Source organism: Marinobacter sp. B-12 (genome assembly GCF_056857915.1).
Genome location: NZ_JBSXOB010000061.1, coordinates 1 through 16,061, shown reverse-complemented (window position 1 = coordinate 16,061; position 16,061 = coordinate 1). Strand labels below are relative to the sequence as shown.

20 protein-coding genes are annotated in these 16,061 nt (G+C 54.0%); 7 read left to right on the top strand and 13 right to left on the bottom strand.

Annotated features, from left to right (window positions below):
* Positions 1–54 precede the first annotated feature (54 nt).
* Positions 55–1,155: a mandelate racemase/muconate lactonizing enzyme family protein gene (locus AC13D2_RS15325; protein ID WP_273066015.1), complete on the top strand. Its 1,101-nt coding sequence runs from the start codon at positions 55–57 to the stop codon at positions 1,153–1,155.
* Between the two features lie 10 nt (positions 1,156–1,165).
* Here AC13D2_RS15325 and AC13D2_RS15320 read toward each other — a convergent pair whose 3' ends face one another.
* Both AC13D2_RS15320 and AC13D2_RS15315 read right to left on the bottom strand, forming a co-directional pair.
* A complete protein-coding gene (locus tag AC13D2_RS15320) occupies positions 1,166–1,399 on the bottom strand; it encodes a hypothetical protein (protein ID WP_273066014.1) in 234 nt (77 codons plus the stop codon).
* On the bottom strand, positions 1,396–2,046 hold the full coding sequence (locus tag AC13D2_RS15315; protein ID WP_273066013.1) for a cold shock and DUF1294 domain-containing protein: 651 nt from the start codon (positions 2,044–2,046) through the stop codon (positions 1,396–1,398). Before AC13D2_RS15315 ends, AC13D2_RS15320 begins: the two co-directional genes overlap by 4 nt.
* A gap of 172 nt (positions 2,047–2,218) precedes the next feature.
* Here AC13D2_RS15315 and AC13D2_RS15310 point away from each other — a divergent pair, with 172 nt between their 5' ends.
* Positions 2,219–2,650: a tautomerase family protein gene (locus tag AC13D2_RS15310; protein ID WP_273066011.1), complete on the top strand. Its 432-nt coding sequence runs from the start codon at positions 2,219–2,221 to the stop codon at positions 2,648–2,650.
* A gap of 169 nt (positions 2,651–2,819) precedes the next feature.
* Here AC13D2_RS15310 and AC13D2_RS15305 read toward each other — a convergent pair whose 3' ends face one another.
* Both AC13D2_RS15305 and AC13D2_RS15300 read right to left on the bottom strand, forming a co-directional pair.
* On the bottom strand, positions 2,820–4,046 hold the full coding sequence (locus AC13D2_RS15305; RefSeq protein ID WP_292048933.1) for a benzoate/H(+) symporter BenE family transporter: 1,227 nt from the start codon (positions 4,044–4,046) through the stop codon (positions 2,820–2,822).
* Between the two features lie 10 nt (positions 4,047–4,056).
* On the bottom strand, positions 4,057–5,418 hold the full coding sequence (locus AC13D2_RS15300) for an FAD-dependent oxidoreductase (RefSeq protein WP_273066006.1): 1,362 nt from the start codon (positions 5,416–5,418) through the stop codon (positions 4,057–4,059).
* 135 nt (positions 5,419–5,553) lie between these two features.
* On the opposite strand from AC13D2_RS15300, the gene AC13D2_RS15295 reads away from it, so the two are divergent.
* Together AC13D2_RS15295 and AC13D2_RS15290 are read left to right on the top strand one after the other, a co-directional pair.
* The gene (locus tag AC13D2_RS15295) at positions 5,554–6,210 is read left to right on the top strand and encodes a GntR family transcriptional regulator (RefSeq protein ID WP_273066004.1); all 657 of its coding nucleotides are present in this window, start codon (positions 5,554–5,556) and stop codon (positions 6,208–6,210) included.
* Between the two features lie 21 nt (positions 6,211–6,231).
* Positions 6,232–6,453: a hypothetical protein gene (locus AC13D2_RS15290; RefSeq protein WP_482938878.1), complete on the top strand. Its 222-nt coding sequence runs from the start codon at positions 6,232–6,234 to the stop codon at positions 6,451–6,453.
* Between the two features lie 114 nt (positions 6,454–6,567).
* On the opposite strand, the gene AC13D2_RS15285 is transcribed toward AC13D2_RS15290, so the two are convergent.
* Entirely contained in the window at positions 6,568–7,020 is a 453-nt protein-coding gene (locus AC13D2_RS15285; RefSeq protein ID WP_273066002.1) for a hypothetical protein, read from the bottom strand.
* A 247-nt stretch (positions 7,021–7,267) separates the two neighbouring features.
* On the opposite strand from AC13D2_RS15285, the gene AC13D2_RS15280 reads away from it, so the two are divergent.
* Complete coding sequence (locus AC13D2_RS15280; RefSeq protein ID WP_273065999.1) at positions 7,268–7,828, top strand: hypothetical protein; 561 nt, start codon at positions 7,268–7,270, stop codon at positions 7,826–7,828.
* 32 nt (positions 7,829–7,860) lie between these two features.
* Here AC13D2_RS15280 and AC13D2_RS15275 read toward each other — a convergent pair whose 3' ends face one another.
* Positions 7,861–8,910: a nuclease-related domain-containing protein gene (locus tag AC13D2_RS15275; RefSeq protein WP_482938877.1), complete on the bottom strand. Its 1,050-nt coding sequence runs from the start codon at positions 8,908–8,910 to the stop codon at positions 7,861–7,863.
* A 218-nt stretch (positions 8,911–9,128) separates the two neighbouring features.
* Entirely contained in the window at positions 9,129–9,491 is a 363-nt protein-coding gene (locus AC13D2_RS15270) for a hypothetical protein (RefSeq protein WP_273065994.1), read from the bottom strand.
* Positions 9,492–9,669: 178 nt separating this feature from the next.
* Between AC13D2_RS15270 and AC13D2_RS15265 the strand changes: the two genes are divergently transcribed.
* Positions 9,670–10,110: a DUF3010 family protein gene (locus AC13D2_RS15265; RefSeq protein ID WP_273066057.1), complete on the top strand. Its 441-nt coding sequence runs from the start codon at positions 9,670–9,672 to the stop codon at positions 10,108–10,110.
* Between the two features lie 324 nt (positions 10,111–10,434).
* Positions 10,435–11,202: an SDR family oxidoreductase gene (locus AC13D2_RS15260; RefSeq protein WP_273065991.1), complete on the top strand. Its 768-nt coding sequence runs from the start codon at positions 10,435–10,437 to the stop codon at positions 11,200–11,202.
* A gap of 61 nt (positions 11,203–11,263) precedes the next feature.
* On the opposite strand, the gene AC13D2_RS15255 is transcribed toward AC13D2_RS15260, so the two are convergent.
* From AC13D2_RS15255 to AC13D2_RS15230, 6 genes are all read right to left on the bottom strand, one after another.
* Positions 11,264–12,532, bottom strand: a complete 1,269-nt coding sequence (locus AC13D2_RS15255) for a dicarboxylate/amino acid:cation symporter (protein ID WP_292048931.1) — start codon at positions 12,530–12,532, stop codon at positions 11,264–11,266.
* A gap of 355 nt (positions 12,533–12,887) precedes the next feature.
* Positions 12,888–13,466: a PEP-CTERM sorting domain-containing protein gene (locus AC13D2_RS15250; protein ID WP_292048930.1), complete on the bottom strand. Its 579-nt coding sequence runs from the start codon at positions 13,464–13,466 to the stop codon at positions 12,888–12,890.
* 256 nt (positions 13,467–13,722) lie between these two features.
* Positions 13,723–14,424 (bottom strand): glutathione S-transferase, encoded by a 702-nt coding sequence (locus AC13D2_RS15245; RefSeq protein WP_292048929.1) that lies wholly within the window; start codon positions 14,422–14,424, stop codon positions 13,723–13,725.
* A gap of 136 nt (positions 14,425–14,560) precedes the next feature.
* Entirely contained in the window at positions 14,561–14,977 is a 417-nt protein-coding gene (locus tag AC13D2_RS15240; RefSeq protein ID WP_292048928.1) for a hypothetical protein, read from the bottom strand.
* 267 nt (positions 14,978–15,244) lie between these two features.
* Positions 15,245–15,430: a hypothetical protein gene (locus AC13D2_RS15235; RefSeq protein WP_482938876.1), complete on the bottom strand. Its 186-nt coding sequence runs from the start codon at positions 15,428–15,430 to the stop codon at positions 15,245–15,247.
* A 225-nt stretch (positions 15,431–15,655) separates the two neighbouring features.
* Positions 15,656–15,919 carry a transposase gene (locus tag AC13D2_RS15230; protein WP_482938875.1) on the bottom strand — a complete coding sequence of 88 codons (264 nt, stop codon included), beginning with the start codon at positions 15,917–15,919 and terminating at the stop codon, positions 15,656–15,658.
* Between the last annotated feature and the right edge of the window lie 142 nt (positions 15,920–16,061).

The window sequence follows — 16,061 nt, the reverse complement described above, 5'->3', positions numbered from 1 at the left end:
ACACCGGTGAACTAACTTTATTCCATAAGGATTCCAGTCAGGGCGGAGTTGCTTATGCGAATCGAGCGAATGGCGGTCTACACGGCGAATCTGGAATACACCGGGAAAGCCTATGCCTTTGCTGGCGGCCGCTCCCATCAGGTCTTCGAAACAACGGTTGTTGCCCTCTCAACAGACACGGGACTGGAGGGCTATGGTGAGGTGTGCCCCTGCGGCCCCAACTACATGGCGGCTTTTGCCGAGGGCCTTCCTTCCTGCCTGTCAGTGTTGGCACCTGAGGTACTCGGCCAGGACCCACGGCAAGTGTCGGTAATTCAGGAACGAATGAATCAGGCGCTCACCGGCCAGGCTGTCGCCAAGGCGGCCATCGACATTGCCTGCTGGGATCTCCTGGGCAAAGCGTGTGGACTACCCGTTTACACCCTGCTTGGCGGGCTTCAATCGCCGTCCATGCCCCTGCATCGGATTGTTCCACTGGCCGAGCCAAAGGAAATGGAAGAGTTGCTTGGCCGTTATCGTGCCGAGGGTTTTCGGCACATCCAGATCAAACTGGGCCATGAGGTGGACGAAGACATCGACCTGATTCGCAGGCTCAGCAAACTCAAACAACCGGATGAACTCTGGGTTGGCGATATCAATGGCGCCTGGCGGCGCGATCAGGCACTGCGATTTTCAAAGGCCATTGATGACGTGGATATCTACCTTGAACAACCCTGCCGCAGTTACGACGAGTGCCTGTCAGTCAGGCGGCGTGCCAGGCATGTGGTCAAACTGGATGAAGCGTTCAACACCGTGGATGAGGTGCAGCGTGGACTCAGAGACGATGCCATGGACGCAATTGCTTTGAAGGTCAGCAAGTTCGGTGGGCTGACGCCCTCCCGGATCATTCGGGATGTGTGTGCCGACGCCGGCATTCCCATGACCATTGAAGACGCATGGGGCAGTGGCATCGCGACGGCGGCCTATGCGCACCTCGCCGCCAGCACGTCCCCCAGAGCCTTATTGAACACCACCGATTTGCACAACTACAACACAGCGCAGCTTGCCACGGGTGCCCCGGAAGTGGCGGACGGCCGAATGTGGCTCAGTGACCGACCCGGCCTCGGCGTTGTACCAGACTTTGCCTTACTGTCCTTGCGGGATGTCTACGAATAGGCTCGAGCCGTCATGCCTCGCCCATCGAAAGCCATAACGACAAGCAGGCAATCACGACAAAAAGCATGGCCACATGAACAGCCAAATTCTTCCGGGTGGTTGGAGCGGGCTTTCTGGCAAAACGGAAGTAGTCCTCACCAAACAGCCCAACGCCGCAGCTCTCACAATAGTTCTTTGAGTAAGAAAGCCTCAGCTCGGATGGCTCAAATTTTTTCCGACAGCTGTAGCAACTGGGCTTGATCATTTCGGGCTCCAGACGAGCGGCCGCAGAGACTTCGACAAATCAAAGCCCAATTGTTGACGCCAACTCATCGCCTCCGGAGCCAGCAGCAGCCACCCCACAGCACCCAGATTGGCCAGCACCGCCAGCCAGAAAACAAACTGATAGTTGCCCTTCCGCGTCTTATGCCGAAAAATCTGCTGGGCTAAAACCGCGCCGGGCCAACCACAGCAAAGCTCGAACAAGTGCAGCGTTTTTTCCGCGATGCGTTGGCCACCCCGCTGCGCCGCCCGCTTATCGATCCAGTACATCACAAACAACACCAGGCTCACCCCACCGTAGGCAGCCAGGATCGAGACCGGAAGATAACCGCGATGAAACAGGCCAGCCAGCGCGGCAAACAATGCCAGCACAACAGCCGCGGCCGCCCAGACTCCCGGCGCAATGCTGGCACCAACCTTTGCTGCTCTGGCGTACTGGAACCGCCCTGCCCTCAGCCGGCCCTGACCATCCTTCGTGAGGCTGTAAGTCACCTTGCGATTGGAAGCCGGCCGGCCACGGCCTGCGTAACTGCTGATATGAGCAAACACCCGTTCACCGCCGCCCTCCGGCGTAATGAAGCCGAATCCCTTGGCGTCATTCCATACGGTGAGTAATCCTTTCTGATTCAATACACGTCCTCCTCGTGTCACACCCTTCGCTTGATATGGTGATAGGGTACTTCTTGTCACGCATCTGAAGGTAGGTTTTCGAAGAGTGTATTATCGAGTAGGCGAGCGCCACTTGGATTGAAATATCGTTGCTATAGTGAAACCAGATCACCTGATTCGGTAGGATTTCCTCATGCCAACTTACACTGTCACAGTCGCAAATCTTTCCCTGTCGCTACAGCAGAAATCACAGATAGCGGAGGCTATAACAACGGCCCATAGCGAGCAAACCGGTGCTCCCCGTTTTTTCGCCCAGGTTTTGTTTTTCTCCACCAATGAGGGCGATCACTTTATAGGTGGCAGCGCGAACAAGGCGCCCCAGGTATATGTGCACGGCCTGGTACGGCAGGGCCGCAGTCCCGAGGTGAAGCAGGCCCTGATGAGCCAGATGCTTGAAGAGATACCCCAAATTGCGGGCATAACTGCTGAGGATGTCTGGATCTACCTGCAGGACATTCCAGCCACTCAGATGATCGAGTTTGGCCGGTTTCTGCCAGCGCCGGGAGATGAAGCTGAGTGGGAGCGGGAAATGACCCCAGAAAAGAGGTCCAGGTTACCCAAATAACCGGATCTACTCTGGCAACGATTCACCAAACAGATCCGCGAGAGAGCTGGCCCAGGGGCTACGACCGGCCAATGACCAGGCTTTTGCCGGCGGGAGGACTGTTTCAGGAGCATCGATTCCAAGGCCAGACTGGTTCGACAGTCTGGCCGTTTCCAGAGCGGGATGGGAGTTATGGCGTTTGCGGGACCAACAGTTGTTTAAACTGCTGCTTCTCTGTAATCAGAGTGATGACCAACCCCGCCACCAATGCCCAGAATGGCGCAGTGATGTTCAGAAAACTAACGCCACTCAAGGCAACAACAAAAGCGGTGAAAGCACCGAGTTGGAAGGACGCTTTTTTCTCGGTTGTGAACGCCAGTTGCAGTGACTGAAGCAAGACGTTGATCATCGCCAGCCCTGCAACAGTGGCGATGAGAGCCAGGGGCACAAGTTTGATAAAGCTGATGGCATAGCTGGAAAGGATCCCGAAAGTCAGGCAAATCAGCCCACAGATTATCGAAGCTACATAGCGTTTTTCTTTCTCGCTCCCTGCTACCTCGGACGAACAGATGGCAGTCATTGGCCCGGCGATGTTGGCATTATGAGCGCCAAAAAAGCACGCGATCATGCCTCCAATTCCCGACAGCGTGGTCATGGTATTCACCGGCGGCTTGTACCCCTCGCTCATGAGCACCCCTGTCGCCTGAGCATTTTCTGCACCAACCACCAGAATGGCAACAGGCAACGAGATGGCGATGAATGCCTCGAATGAGAACGCAGGCATATAGAAACCAGGCAGCTGAAACTGGGCGGCTGTTGCGACCGGTGCGGCTTCACCAAAGACGAAGAACAGCGACAACCCAACCGCGAGCGCCGGGATAATGGGTGTCACCCTGGGAAGAAGAGCCAGAGAGCAGAAATAAGTAGCCACTGTCGCCCCTGCGATCAGGGGCAGGTCCGACACCCCTCCCATTATGCCCGTCGCAAACCGCATAAGGGCACCTGCAATCATCGCCATGATAATAGGCATAGGGATCAGGCGAATGATGCGATTCACCAACCCCGTTATCCCCAGCACAAATACCATAGCGCCAGCCATGAAATAGGCACCCACGGCTTCCTCAAACGGGAAATGTCCGAGAGTTCCGCCAAGCATCACTGCCGCCGGAATCGACCAGGCGCCACTGATCGGCTGGCCCGTTTTCCAGGCCAGATACACACCAATACACCCGCCAAAGAACCAGCACGAAAACAGCCAGCTCACGATCTGGCCATCCGTCAGCCCTGCCTGCGCTCCCGAGTTAATGATAATGAGAGATGTGGCAACACACCCGAAGATAGCGGCCAGCAAACCCGCAGAGATGTTTTCCTGCGTCAGGTCCCGAAGGGGATTACGAAGATTTTGTTTTGTTTTCATTATGTTGTCCTCAGAGAGCGCTGCCGTTGTCACGCATCATTGCGCGAATAGTTGTACCCTCAATACTGCGCATAGGAACGCTTGCGTTGAGAGAGTAAACCGCCGCTGTAGCCGCAGCATGGCCATATTCAAAGCACTGTGCAGTGACACGGGCAGAAGCCAGTGCCTCATGTTCAGCACTCAGGCATCGCCCCGCAACAATAATGTTCTCTCCGATTTCCGGAAGCAGCGCGCCATAGGGCACTTCGTAGTAATCATCCAGCAACCAGTGCAACTTCGGCTTTTCGCCATTGTGAAGCTCAATGGGCCAAGGTACCCGACAAATCCCGTCGCCTCTCTTCCGGCAATTGACGACGTCTTCATTGGTAAGCATCTCAACGCCGACTATAGAACGCGTCTGGCGAATCCCCACTTCGACCCCCGTATCCACCACGTAGGCACCCTCACAACCAGGCACGAAGTTGTTGAGGAATTTTGTGTAGTCCCTGACCTGTAATCGTCCTCCGATCTCTGCTTCAGTGAAATCTGCAGGATCAATGACGTTCAGAACCCGACCATCCTGACCAGCCAGACGGGTCGCATTCACCATGAGTTCACCTGGTCGAGTCGTCGGGAACATCCAGATTTTATTTCTCGGAAGGTTGTATTCACCGGTTTCCCTGGCCTCATCAATGGCCGCCGTGACCTTCGGCGGACAAATGGTATTGTCACCGTAATAGTCCAGATAGGTATCGATATCGACGCCCCCCACGCGGAAGAACATCGTTGGATTCTGGATTCGCCCTTGGTCCCCGTAAAAATAGCGATGCCCCGCCCGTGCGATGACCGCCGCATCCCCTGATGCATCAATGATCCGCTTCGCAAGAACCACAGAGCGCCCGGCATTGGATTCGATCACAACACCCTGGAAATGATCGCCCTCCATGATCACGCCGGTTACCGCCGTATGCAGGTAGAGCTTGACGCCGGCCTCCAGCAGGAACTGATCTGCTGCCTCTCTCCACATCAGAGGGTCGTGGGTTGCTGTGAACGTTTTGCCGTAGGCCTGCGGCTCAGTCAGGCCGCCCCGACGGCGCAGTTCCGTGCGAAATCTCTCCGTAAACCCGAAAACCACCTGCTCCGGGCCATCCGGGTGCTGCTCCCTCGCCAGGTACATGCCACAAATGGTGCCTGACATTCCAGCCACAGCCGCGCCACCACAGAAACCATACTTCTCGATCAGCAGCACTGATTTCCCGGCTTCTCCAGCCACTGTTGCGGCTGCAACCCCGGCGGCACCGCCGCCAACCACCAGAACATCTACCTCATCCAGAACCGGAAGATCCGGCTGCTGCTCATAGCGGCACACTGTTTTCCACGATTTGAATTCCATAATACTCACCTCTTGTTGTTGTGATATATCAGTTGAACATCAATCGTATTCAGAAGATATAGTCAGTGTCAAATCATTTTGCTATGCTGGCGATCAATCCTTTTCCAACATTCACCCATAAGCAGCCCCTGACGGATGAAGAACAAAAGCGACGTTGCCTACAATTTGCTGGAGCAGTTGATTACCTTCCGGGAACTGGAGCCAGGAACCATGGTTTCGGAGAGTCAGCTGATGAAGCAGACAGAGCTGGGCAGAACCCCTATTCGAGAAGCGCTTCAGAAACTCGCAGCAGAAAAGATGGTCGAGATACATCCGCGCAAAGGGATTCTGATTCCGTTAATGTCGGTCGAAGTACAGTTAAAACTGCTTGAAGTCAGGAGAACCCTAGAAGAACAGGCGGTACGATTTGCGGCTCATCGCTCAACCGTCGCGCAGAAAGAAGCGATGCTGCAGCTCGCAGAACAGCTGCTGGACGAGACCCTTTATGGAAACCCTAAACGGTATGGAGAGACGTTGAAGAAGGTGCACCGTGCCGTTGCGGATTCCACTCAGAACGAATACCTCACCATGGCCATTCTTCCCCTACAGGGGCTCTCAAGGCGGTTCTGGTTCGCTCACATTCAGTCATTCAACCGTGAGTTCGGAATTGCCGGCAAACTACATGCAGCAACCTTGAAGGCCATCTGCCATGGGGACGAGAGCAAAGCGGCGGAAGCCTCGCTGGCGGTCAACGATTACCTCACGGAGTTCGCTTACCACACAATCAGACGGTTCCCGGGTACGGCTCGGTAGTATTTGCAAAACTGTGCATCCATGCCGGCAGACGGTCGAATGGGGCTCAGTGACCAATCCAAGCTCGGCGTTGTACCGGACTTTGCTGTACTTTTCTTGCGGGATGTCTACGAACAGGCTGAAGCCGTCAAGCCCTACCCACCAGAAGCCATAACGACAAGCCGGCAACCACAGAAAGAAGCACGGCCACATGAACAGCCAGGTTCTTCCGAGTCGTTGGAGCGGGCTTTCTGGCGAAACTAAAGTATTCGTCACCAAACAGCCCAACGCCGCAGCCCTCACAGTAGTTTTTTGAGTAAGAAAGCCTCAGCTCGGATGGGTCAAATTTTTTCCGACAGCTGTAGCAACTCGGCCTGATCATTCCGGGCCCCGGGCAGAGCGGTGTTCGGTCAACAATCGGCAACTCCCCAACGCCTGCGCCTGCAGGTACTCACAAAACGCCGTCACATCGGAATTCGTGAACTCACTGGAAACAAACTCACCCGGAATCAGCCCTTCATCCCATCGAGACGTCACCAAAGTATGGGGATACGCCACCTCGTCGCCGGGATAAATCTGCACCACCGCTTGGGTCTGGTGAATATAAAGATCGCGAAGTTCTTTGGCACACCGAAGCGTACTCGGGTCAGGCGTGGCATCGCACAAATAGCCCTCCCCGATGAAAAACTCACTGGCAACGGAAAACAGCGTGTTTTCGTCCAGAGCAGACGACGGCGCCGGATGAATGGCCCTGGCGACATCGCCGGCCACGTTGGTACAGCCGGAGATTAACGACAGCAATGGAATTACCAACACCGGAAGCTTATTCAAAACAGCGCCTGACCACTTAATCTTTTCGATTGGCATAACGTTTTCTGCAACGGTTGGAAGTAGGGCCATTATAGCCAGCAGCGGCGCTGACTCCAGAAGCCGGCGATCGGAACACCTCAGCGCAATCTGGTGAACAGGAAAGTAAGCCGCCCTCTCCAGAGAGAGCTAGGTCTATCCCGGTCACCCACCTTATGCAATAATGATATAACAATATTCTATTTAGATAACATTGTAAGGAAACAGAACGATGAAAAGGATTTTAGCGTGCACCTTTATTTCGGCATTAATGGTCGGCTGCGGAGGCGGCGGTAGTGGGAGCGACCTGGAGAAAGCCAACGAGAATACCACTCCCGGTTCAGGTGCGTCTGACGGGAACGACGATAGCAACCCCGTGACGCCACCCGATCAAGTCACGGTACTCGAGGGCACCTGGAAGAAGCCATGCGGGCACGTGGCGGGCGAGTCGCACTACGATATCGTAACGGTCTCTTTCACCCGCAGCGCATTCTCCACAAGTATCGAGAATTACATCGATAGCGCTTGCACGACCCCGTTACCGGAGGCTCCAAATCCTACTTCATCAGGCCACTTCACACTGGGTGAAGATGTTTTGCTGAGTTCCGGCCTCACCGCTACCGAACTCTCGTCGCATGTGACTCAGTTCAATGGCGCCGACTTCCAGATCGACGAGTACAATGTCGTTTACATCAACAACAATATTCTCTACACAGGAGAAGGCACAACCAGTTCGCCAGACCAGCGGCCAACCAGTCTCGATTATGATCGTCCATTCTATCGACTGAACTAGGTTACTTGCCCAGGGGCGCTCCCCTTTCTGATTCAATGCTCTTCCCCTCGCAAAACCTTATACCGAGCACACGCCTTGTCCCTGTCTCTTAGAAGGCGCGGATCCGAGCTACCAATAGCAGCCGCAATCAGGGAGTTACATTCCTGCCGCGCCAAAAGAAACTCGGAGGAAGATTGATGAACACGCTGAATAACAGCACTTGACGAAGGCTCAGGCTCCACCGTCCGTGAATCGGTTTTGGGCTCGCTTTCAGGTCTATGACGAGTGGGCTGCGGTGCGCTTTCAACCCTGTGCTCAGGCACCCTTTTTGTGTCTATTGCCATCGCCTGCGAAGCAAAATTCCAATAGGCGTTCATTCCGATCGCGCCGACGCCCAACATCAAGGCTGGAAAAACCAAGAACTTGAGGCGCCCCCTACTCGGCCGACGAGGCGCTTCACCGTAGCGCACGGCGACCAAATTTCTCACATGGTGAGCATGGGCCCGGTCGGTGGCGAAAGATGCCTTGAGGCGGCCAGCTGCCACCTTCTCCCGAACCTCCGCCACCTGCTCCAGGCTAAGCAAAGGATCAATCTTCGACTTGATATAACGAACATACCCCAGCCCCTGAGTCACGTTTTCCGGCATGGGTGTTTTGAACGTGCTGTCCCCCACAAACACCACCACCGAGTGCACCTGATGGTCGTTTAACCCGAGCAATGTCTGGAGCGTTTTTACGTGCTTATAGTTCTGGTGCAGCGGGTTCTGGAACTTGTGATTGGAGCGGAAAATCTTCTGGGTCCAGAAGCGCTGATGAGGGCCACCGAAGATCCAGCCCTTCATGTTTTTTGTCTCGACAATGAAGCCCCCGAATTCCGATACCAGAACATGGTCAATCTGCGTGGTGCCGTCCTCTGTGGGGAGGGTAACGTTCTTGATGAGATGGTAGCGGGATTTATCCAGTAACCACCGTGCGGAGAGGTTGACCAGAAACTCGCCAAACTTACCTTTGAACCAGGGCGACTTGATTACACCCAGCATGATGGCAAGAGGTAACAGATACCAGAATTCAGCAATAAGGGTATAGGCTAGGCTCAAATCCATTTGTCAGACACCCTTGTGCTACTTCCTTCATTCGATCAGATGTGCAACATAAATCAGTCTTTGATTTGGCGCCTTAGGATTTTTGTAACTATTCGCCAAGGAAACATCGGCCACTGTGGCCGAGCAACAAAAACGTGCTTTGGGAATTCGGAGTTGAAAAGGCCGACAGAAACTGTCGGCCGAGAGAATTCCAGGTACTTAGCGTGCAAGAATCTGAACTATGCGTTTGCGCTGCAACCGTCGATCTCTTCGTCGATAATCAGATTACCCTCCACACGGAACCCTATCCGGCCAACCAGGAACGCCTGCTGCAGACTGGTTATGACAAGGTCAGTCAGACCAACTGCGCAACGATCCTTTTCAATCGCGTCATCTACCGCTGTCTTGACATTGGGAATACCGAGCGGGAACAGAACAACGGGAACGATATCCTCGCCGGTTACCCGATCACCCTTCAGAAAACTCGCTGAATTGATGTTGTAGTTCTTGGTACTGCCGACCGTCAGATCAGCGACGCGGTGGGCACAGCCAGAAACCAAAACCGTAGTGGCGATTACTCCAACAATTGCTGCCTTTTTCATTATCTACCTCTTATTTAGGTTACTTTTTATTGCGGCGCAAGTTTATGTTTTTATTGAAAAGAAATGAAAGAGCGAAATGTAGTCAATTGTAAAAGTTTGCCAAGAACCACATCGGACGAGTGCATGCTGGTAAAGTCATTCGTGGCTGACCACAACCGGAGCACAGAGGACAATGGCTATGATTGTATGCGGAGTTGAACTGACGGGCAGCGATGCGGTGGTGTGTTTGCTGAATATGGACAGGGGGCAGTTCTACCTGCCGGAGTGCAAGGTTCGCAAACTGTCACTGCCGAAAGACCATAGCCGTGAAGACCTGAAGCGATTCCAGGCGGCTTTTGCGGAGCTTATGACCGAGTACGGGGTCACCCGTGTTGCGATCAAGGAGCGGATGCCGAAAGGCAAGTTTGCCGGCGGCGCCATCAGCTTCAAAATGGAAGCGGCCATTCAACTGATCACCGATACTGAGTTAACTGTGACCCTGCTACCACCGGCACTGATCAAATCCACCCTGGCATCCAACCCGCTGCCGATTGCGTTTGCCGATACGGGTTTGAAGGTCTTTCAGGAAGCGGCCTTTATCACTGCTTATGTAGGACAGTTGCATCGTCATTGCACCTGACAGTGTGCATCTGGCTGCGGGCTCCAAATGCACATCGCAAGCGTCCAGATAGTCCACCACAGACTAACTCCGTTGCAAAGTTGCCAACCACCTACAACGCAGCGTCCAGTTCATCGATCGCCTGCCAAAGTATCAACGATTTATTTCACCAGACTCCGGAATACGTCATGGTGGCAAAGCCGTTGAGGCCGAAATACGTTTAGACAGCCAGTTTCAGCCATCAGGGTCAACTATCTTTCAGACAACACGCATAGAAAAAGCCGGACCTGACCCGCTATTCTTCTAGCTCTGCCCCCATTTCCTGATCAATAGGAGCCCAGACACATGACACAGCAATCCCCGGTCATACTCATAACCGGCGGCGCCCAGGGCGTCGGCAAGGGTATTGCCGCCCACTTCCTGGACAAGGCCTGGCAAGTGGTGGTCCTGGACCAGAATGCAGAAGCCATCAGCGCATGCAGGCAGGATTTCGGCGATCCGGACAACTTGCTAATGATCACCACGGATGTATCCCGCGAGGCCGACGTCGCCTCGGCCGTAGAGGAGGCCGCGAGATGGGGCCAGGGGCTGGACGCTCTGGTCAATAATGCGGGGCTGGCTGATCCAGACACTGGCCCCATAGAAATGCTTGAACTGGATCAGTGGCAACGACGAATCGACGTCAACCTGACCGGCGCCTTTTTATTGGTCAAGCACACGGTACCGCACCTGCGCCAACGCCGGGGTAGCATCGTCAACATAGCCTCTACCCGAGCATTGCAGTCAGAGCCCAATAGCGAGGCGTATGCGGCAAGCAAGGGCGGCCTGCTCGCCCTGACCCACGCTCTGGCAATGAGCCTGGGGCCCGATGTGCGAGCCAACAGCATCAGCCCTGGCTGGATAGATGTCAGTGCCTGGCAGGCTCATGCGCCCTCTGAACCACAGCCTCTGCCTGCTACTGATCATGAGCAACACCCCAGTGGGCGTGTCGGCAAACCCGAGGACGTGGCTGCTATGGTGGCCTACCTGGTTTCGCCGGAGGCCCGCTTTGTGACCGGCCAGAACTTCGTAATCGACGGCGGTATGACCCGCAAAATGATTTACGAGGGCTAGGCCCTTGGGCTTCCTCCAGCAGGTCGGCCTGACCGACAGACGGATCGCAGGCCTCGCGGCCCTAGGACAACTGTTCCTCTGGCACCGCCTGGCTTGAGCTTGCCTCTACCGCCTCATATTTATCCTCGGAACGGGCAATCACCGACGTACACACCAGATCCCCGGTCACATTCATGGCCGTGGCCCCCATACCCACAAGGGCATCGATGGACACCAGCAGTGCTACGGTTTCAATGGGCAGGCCCACCTGAGCAAACACCGTAGCAATCATCACGATACCCGCGCCCGGCACACCGGCCGTACCGATGGAGGCCAGGGTGCCGATCAGAACGATTTCCAGCATGGTGACAAAGTCCAGGGGCACCCCTATCACATTGGCGGCAAAGGCGGCAGAAATGGCAATGCGGATGCCGGCCCCGTCCATATTGATGGTGGCGCCCAGCGGCAGGCTGAAGCCATAGATACTCTGGGGAACCCCCAAACGCCGCGCCGCGTTCAGGGTCAGGGGCAGCGTTCCGGAGCTGCTCTGGGTGGCAAAGGCCGTGGCGACCGGGGCCCGTGCCTCACGAACAAAGTCCATAAGATTAACGCCGTTAAGGCGCATAAGAACCCCGTAGACCACCAGCTGTACCGCCAGGGCGATGTACAACACCATCACCATATCCCCGAGGGCCAGTATCGTGTTCATACCCTGGTCACCTGCCGTGCTGGCCACAATCGCAAACACACCAATCGGAACATACTGGAGCACCCCGGCCATCACCTTCATGGTGACCTCATTCAGGCCAGAAACCACGCCATACACCCGCTCTGCGACTTCGCTGTGAGCCTTTGACTCACGCAGCTTCAGCAGAGCAATGCCAAAAACAATCGCGGTGAAGATAATCCCCAGCAGGTTCGGCTCAGCAAAGGCCTCAACCATGTTGGTGGGAACAATATTCAGAAGTACCTGGACGAAGCCTGGATTCTCCGGCACTTCGACACTCTCCGAAGACGTCAATTCCAAGCCACTGCCAGGTGCAAAAGCAGACGCTACACCCAGCCCCACCGTGATCGCCAACGCCGAAGTGAGCACGTAGAAGCCCAGCATTTTCCGGCCCACACGCCCCATACTGCCAAGATTGGCCTGATTGATTCCCACCATCAGGGTTAACAGGACAATCGGCACAACCAGGAACTTCAGCAACCGAAGCAGCAGTTCCCCCAAAGGGTCCAGCCATTCAGCCACCGTGGGCCCGCCCACCAATCCAACAACCAGACCAAGAACAAGCGCAATACCAATGCGCAGCACCAGCGACGTATTCAGATAGGCATCAAGTACAGCTTTCATGGAGGCTCCCGTTAAACCCTGGCCCGTCAGTGAGCAGGCGTTCAAAAACGTAAGGCAAGGGATTCTGGTCAGTACCGGCTCATGGGTAAACCGGTATTGCCACGTACGTTACTCACAAAATCTGTGGATAAGTTTGTTAGGAACCTAGGGTTAAACACCCACAGGCCTTGTGCCACAAGGCCTCGGGAAACCTGGTGCAATTATGGGCTATACGCGAGTGCTATATGGATATGAAGGATCCGTCTCAGCAGGGATAGGAAAAAATAGAGGGGGAAGCCGAGAAAATAGTTCTGTCCCGGTTTTCTTCGTCCCGGTTTTCTTCTGTCCGGAGGCTCCTTCCCTGGAGCGATTGCCTTCAGGCGTTGCGGCGCCGCATTATTCCTAACCCCAAAAGCGCAACACTCAACAGGCCAAGGGAGCCGGGCTCAGGAACCGCTGAGACTTTCTCTATAACATTGAAAGTGATGGTGTAATCGTTAACTATGCCATCTGGCAGAACATTCAGACCTACAGAGCGTAATTCCGGTAATTCACGATTTACTTCCCAAAAATAGCTGCCTCCGGTCAGTCCGCTTGCAGCAACGACAGGACCAGAAAAGTACACAGCAAACCAACTCGCGAATTCCCCATTTCCTCCGTCGCCTGAAGCGTAATCAAGCGAGACACTTTGGAGAATGGCGTTGGCCGGCATAAGTACGTTAAATAAGTCAAAGTCAGAATCGTAGCCATCGTTATCGGAAACGAACGTAGAGGATACAGTGCCAGAAATCATATTGGCGCCAAAACCCAAAGGCTGACTAATATAGACATCACTTCTATAACTAAGATCACCATCCACAGCCTCATCGTAGATCAGAGGCACTGCGCTGGCGTGCAATCCCCAGAAACTCAGAAGCACAGCCAGAAGCGTTCGCATGTAACTGTTGTTAAACATGATGACAATTTCCTTTTTTGGATTTAAATGCCGACCACGCTATAAAGCACTCTGTGTGCCACAGTATTTTTGTATTTCAGAATCAAACGCCTGCACATAGCGGGTTTGTCATGCCAGATAGGTATGTAAAGGATGTCGACACAAAATCACGTTAGCTAAGAGTTCGTCCAGCTTTCTGGCTCCAGGATTGGCAATGGCGCTCTCCTGTTTGCTGGGGGGGGGGCGTGGGCGTGGTTACTGGCCTTAGACTAAGCCATTATTTTGATGCACTCATTGCACTAGAACACTTCAAGGTTGCTGCAGTTGTTCGTGGAAATACCACCAACTCATTGCCTTCCTGCCACGGCTGGCATTTAACCATTACCTGCAGGAACACTGGATGTTCCAGCCACCCCCTCAGCCATCGCTGTAAATTCGGATAGGGCAGACTGTAGAACACCTCCCGATCCACATGGGCGAACTGGCGCACAAAGGGCATGACGCCAATATCAGCGATGCTGATATTGCTCCCCAGGAGATACCGGTTCTTGGCCAATAGGCTTTCCAACGCCTGCAAAAACACCTCAGCCTTTTGCCGGTAATCCAACTGGGAGAGTTCTGGGTGGCGATCCGCGTATTTATAGCGATCCAGCCAGTGTTTAAATTCGTTATCGTTGCGGTCGATCAGGGCATTAGCGCTTACTAAATCAGTGTTCAACAAACCCTTCGGATCACTCTGCCGCAACGCCCATTCGACGATTTCCCTGCTTTCCTCAATAACGAGCCTCTCGGAACGGTCACCTCCTGCCAGCTCCAGAACAGGAACCGTGCCTTTGGGACTGACCGCCAGCATCTGCGCCGGCTTGTTTTTTAGCACGACCTCCCGCAGCTCCACCGTCAGCCCGGCAAACAAGATCCCGAGCCGAGCGCGCATAGCGTAAGGGCAACGACGGAAAGAATATAAACGAGGCAGTGGCACGGTAATGGCGTGGCTCCTGGCTGAATAAACGACGCCGATCTTAACCGTTATAATAGCCCATTGACCAACAACCCGAGCCGAGCGTAGCAAGGTCCAGCGCACATAGTGCGCGATGCTGCTTGGCCTTGTTAGGCGACTATATACGCCCCTTCTTTTTCCCCTTTCGATTTTCTGGGGATCCCGATACTAATAGCGAGTCTGCGTCAATCTCTTTTGCTTTCGCAATGTAATAGTCTATTTCCTCTTTTGAAGTGCCTTCCGGGACCTCAATGGATGCGCCGTTCTTACCAGTAATCGTAATATGACCTCCTTTACGATTCGCCAAATATGCGAATGCTCCAGTGATTGCTGCGGAGATTACACCGGCGCCAGCCGCTATTAGCGTTGTGGATGTCAGAAATACATCCGCAGGACCAACGTCTTCGATTTGATACGTATGTGAATCGTATTTAATCTCGAACTTCGTATCAGATAGCCCAAACTTGTCTGCATCAGGTCTCCTTTCGTATCCACCCTCGTAAAGCTTTACAGACACTTTCTCTGTTTTTTTCATAGCCAATTCTCCTCGAATGAATTGTTCACTCAGCAAAATCGAGTTGGTCTAAAATCGACATCGTAACGCCTAACGCTTTGGCTTTTCGGCGCACCAGAGCGCCAGCGTAGGTGCGTCCGTCAACAGCCACTTGTTATACCCAATAAGGTAGTTCAAACCCGGTATCCACATTTCGCAGATTGCACCTGACAACCCTCGCAGGCCGCTGAAAATTGCCCGCTACTGATTCATTACCGAAAACCGGGACGACCGAAAACCGGGACAGATCTATTTTTTAGATGCAGGCCTCCCCGGCTTACGAGTTTCAACTCTGATACCGATACGGTTTTCAATTTCATCCACGAACTTGTTGCCGCCGGTCAGCTTATTGCTGTTGATTGCCGCGCGGATCAATTCATCTGACGGCGAAGCATCTTCCTGGTCAACAAGCTGCTGATAGGCTTCAACCCTCATCTGGCGGCTCCCAGCCAGTGCCGTAAATGTGTCGGGCTCATCCAGCCAATGACATTGTGACAACCCTATCCGCGCAGAATAACTCGACCATTCATACAACTCAGGTTTATCCACCATCCCTGCTTTAACTGGGTTGAGCTCCACATAGCGACAACAAGCCAACAGATAGGCATCTGTATCAATCGGACTAATCTTGTAGCGCCCTTCCCAGAGCGAACCACTGCGTTATTCGAGGGCATTTACAAAGCGTGTCTGACGACCAGCCAGGCGCTTCATCAATTGAGGAATTGCGGTTACATTGTCGTTTGCCTGAACGACCAGATGAACATGGTTCGTCATCAGGCAGTAGCTGAACACCTCCAGCTCATAGACCTGCTTCCACTCCTGAAGGTTTGCCAGGTAGTACTCAAAATCACGGCGTTCGACGAACACGGGTTGGCGGTCATGGCCGCGTTGGACAATATGATGGGGAAAACCGGGCACAATCACCCTAGTGTTCCGTCTGGTTAATTCCTAAGCGGAAATGTGCTACAATTCGAGCTATTGTTCACGAGCTCGGAGACTCTGTTTTGGCCCGGAAACCAGCACCCTTTAATCTTACGGTAAACGATCAACTGGAGCTGGAAAGCTG

Excerpts from the sequence above, each read along its gene's own strand:
- AC13D2_RS15305 (WP_292048933.1), bottom strand. The coding sequence starts at position 4,046 with ATGAAAACAAAACAAAATCTTCGTAATCCCCTTCGGGACCTGACGCAG.
- AC13D2_RS15280 (WP_273065999.1), top strand. The coding sequence starts at position 7,268 with ATGAAAAGGATTTTAGCGTGCACCTTTATTTCGGCATTAATGGTCGGC.
- AC13D2_RS15290 (WP_482938878.1), top strand. The coding sequence starts at position 6,232 with ATGCCGGCAGACGGTCGAATGGGGCTCAGTGACCAATCCAAGCTCGGC.
- AC13D2_RS15320 (WP_273066014.1), bottom strand. The coding sequence starts at position 1,399 with ATGATCAAGCCCAGTTGCTACAGCTGTCGGAAAAAATTTGAGCCATCC.
- AC13D2_RS15295 (WP_273066004.1), top strand. The coding sequence starts at position 5,554 with ATGAAGAACAAAAGCGACGTTGCCTACAATTTGCTGGAGCAGTTGATT.
- AC13D2_RS15310 (WP_273066011.1), top strand. The coding sequence starts at position 2,219 with ATGCCAACTTACACTGTCACAGTCGCAAATCTTTCCCTGTCGCTACAG.
- AC13D2_RS15265 (WP_273066057.1), top strand. The coding sequence starts at position 9,670 with ATGATTGTATGCGGAGTTGAACTGACGGGCAGCGATGCGGTGGTGTGT.
- AC13D2_RS15255 (WP_292048931.1), bottom strand. The coding sequence starts at position 12,532 with ATGAAAGCTGTACTTGATGCCTATCTGAATACGTCGCTGGTGCTGCGC.
- AC13D2_RS15235 (WP_482938876.1), bottom strand. The coding sequence starts at position 15,430 with ATGAGGGTTGAAGCCTATCAGCAGCTTGTTGACCAGGAAGATGCTTCG.
- AC13D2_RS15240 (WP_292048928.1), bottom strand. The coding sequence starts at position 14,977 with ATGAAAAAAACAGAGAAAGTGTCTGTAAAGCTTTACGAGGGTGGATAC.
- AC13D2_RS15325 (WP_273066015.1), top strand. The coding sequence starts at position 55 with ATGCGAATCGAGCGAATGGCGGTCTACACGGCGAATCTGGAATACACC.
- AC13D2_RS15275 (WP_482938877.1), bottom strand. The coding sequence starts at position 8,910 with ATGGATTTGAGCCTAGCCTATACCCTTATTGCTGAATTCTGGTATCTG.
- AC13D2_RS15300 (WP_273066006.1), bottom strand. The coding sequence starts at position 5,418 with ATGGAATTCAAATCGTGGAAAACAGTGTGCCGCTATGAGCAGCAGCCG.
- AC13D2_RS15250 (WP_292048930.1), bottom strand. The coding sequence starts at position 13,466 with ATGTTTAACAACAGTTACATGCGAACGCTTCTGGCTGTGCTTCTGAGT.
- AC13D2_RS15260 (WP_273065991.1), top strand. The coding sequence starts at position 10,435 with ATGACACAGCAATCCCCGGTCATACTCATAACCGGCGGCGCCCAGGGC.
- AC13D2_RS15270 (WP_273065994.1), bottom strand. The coding sequence starts at position 9,491 with ATGAAAAAGGCAGCAATTGTTGGAGTAATCGCCACTACGGTTTTGGTT.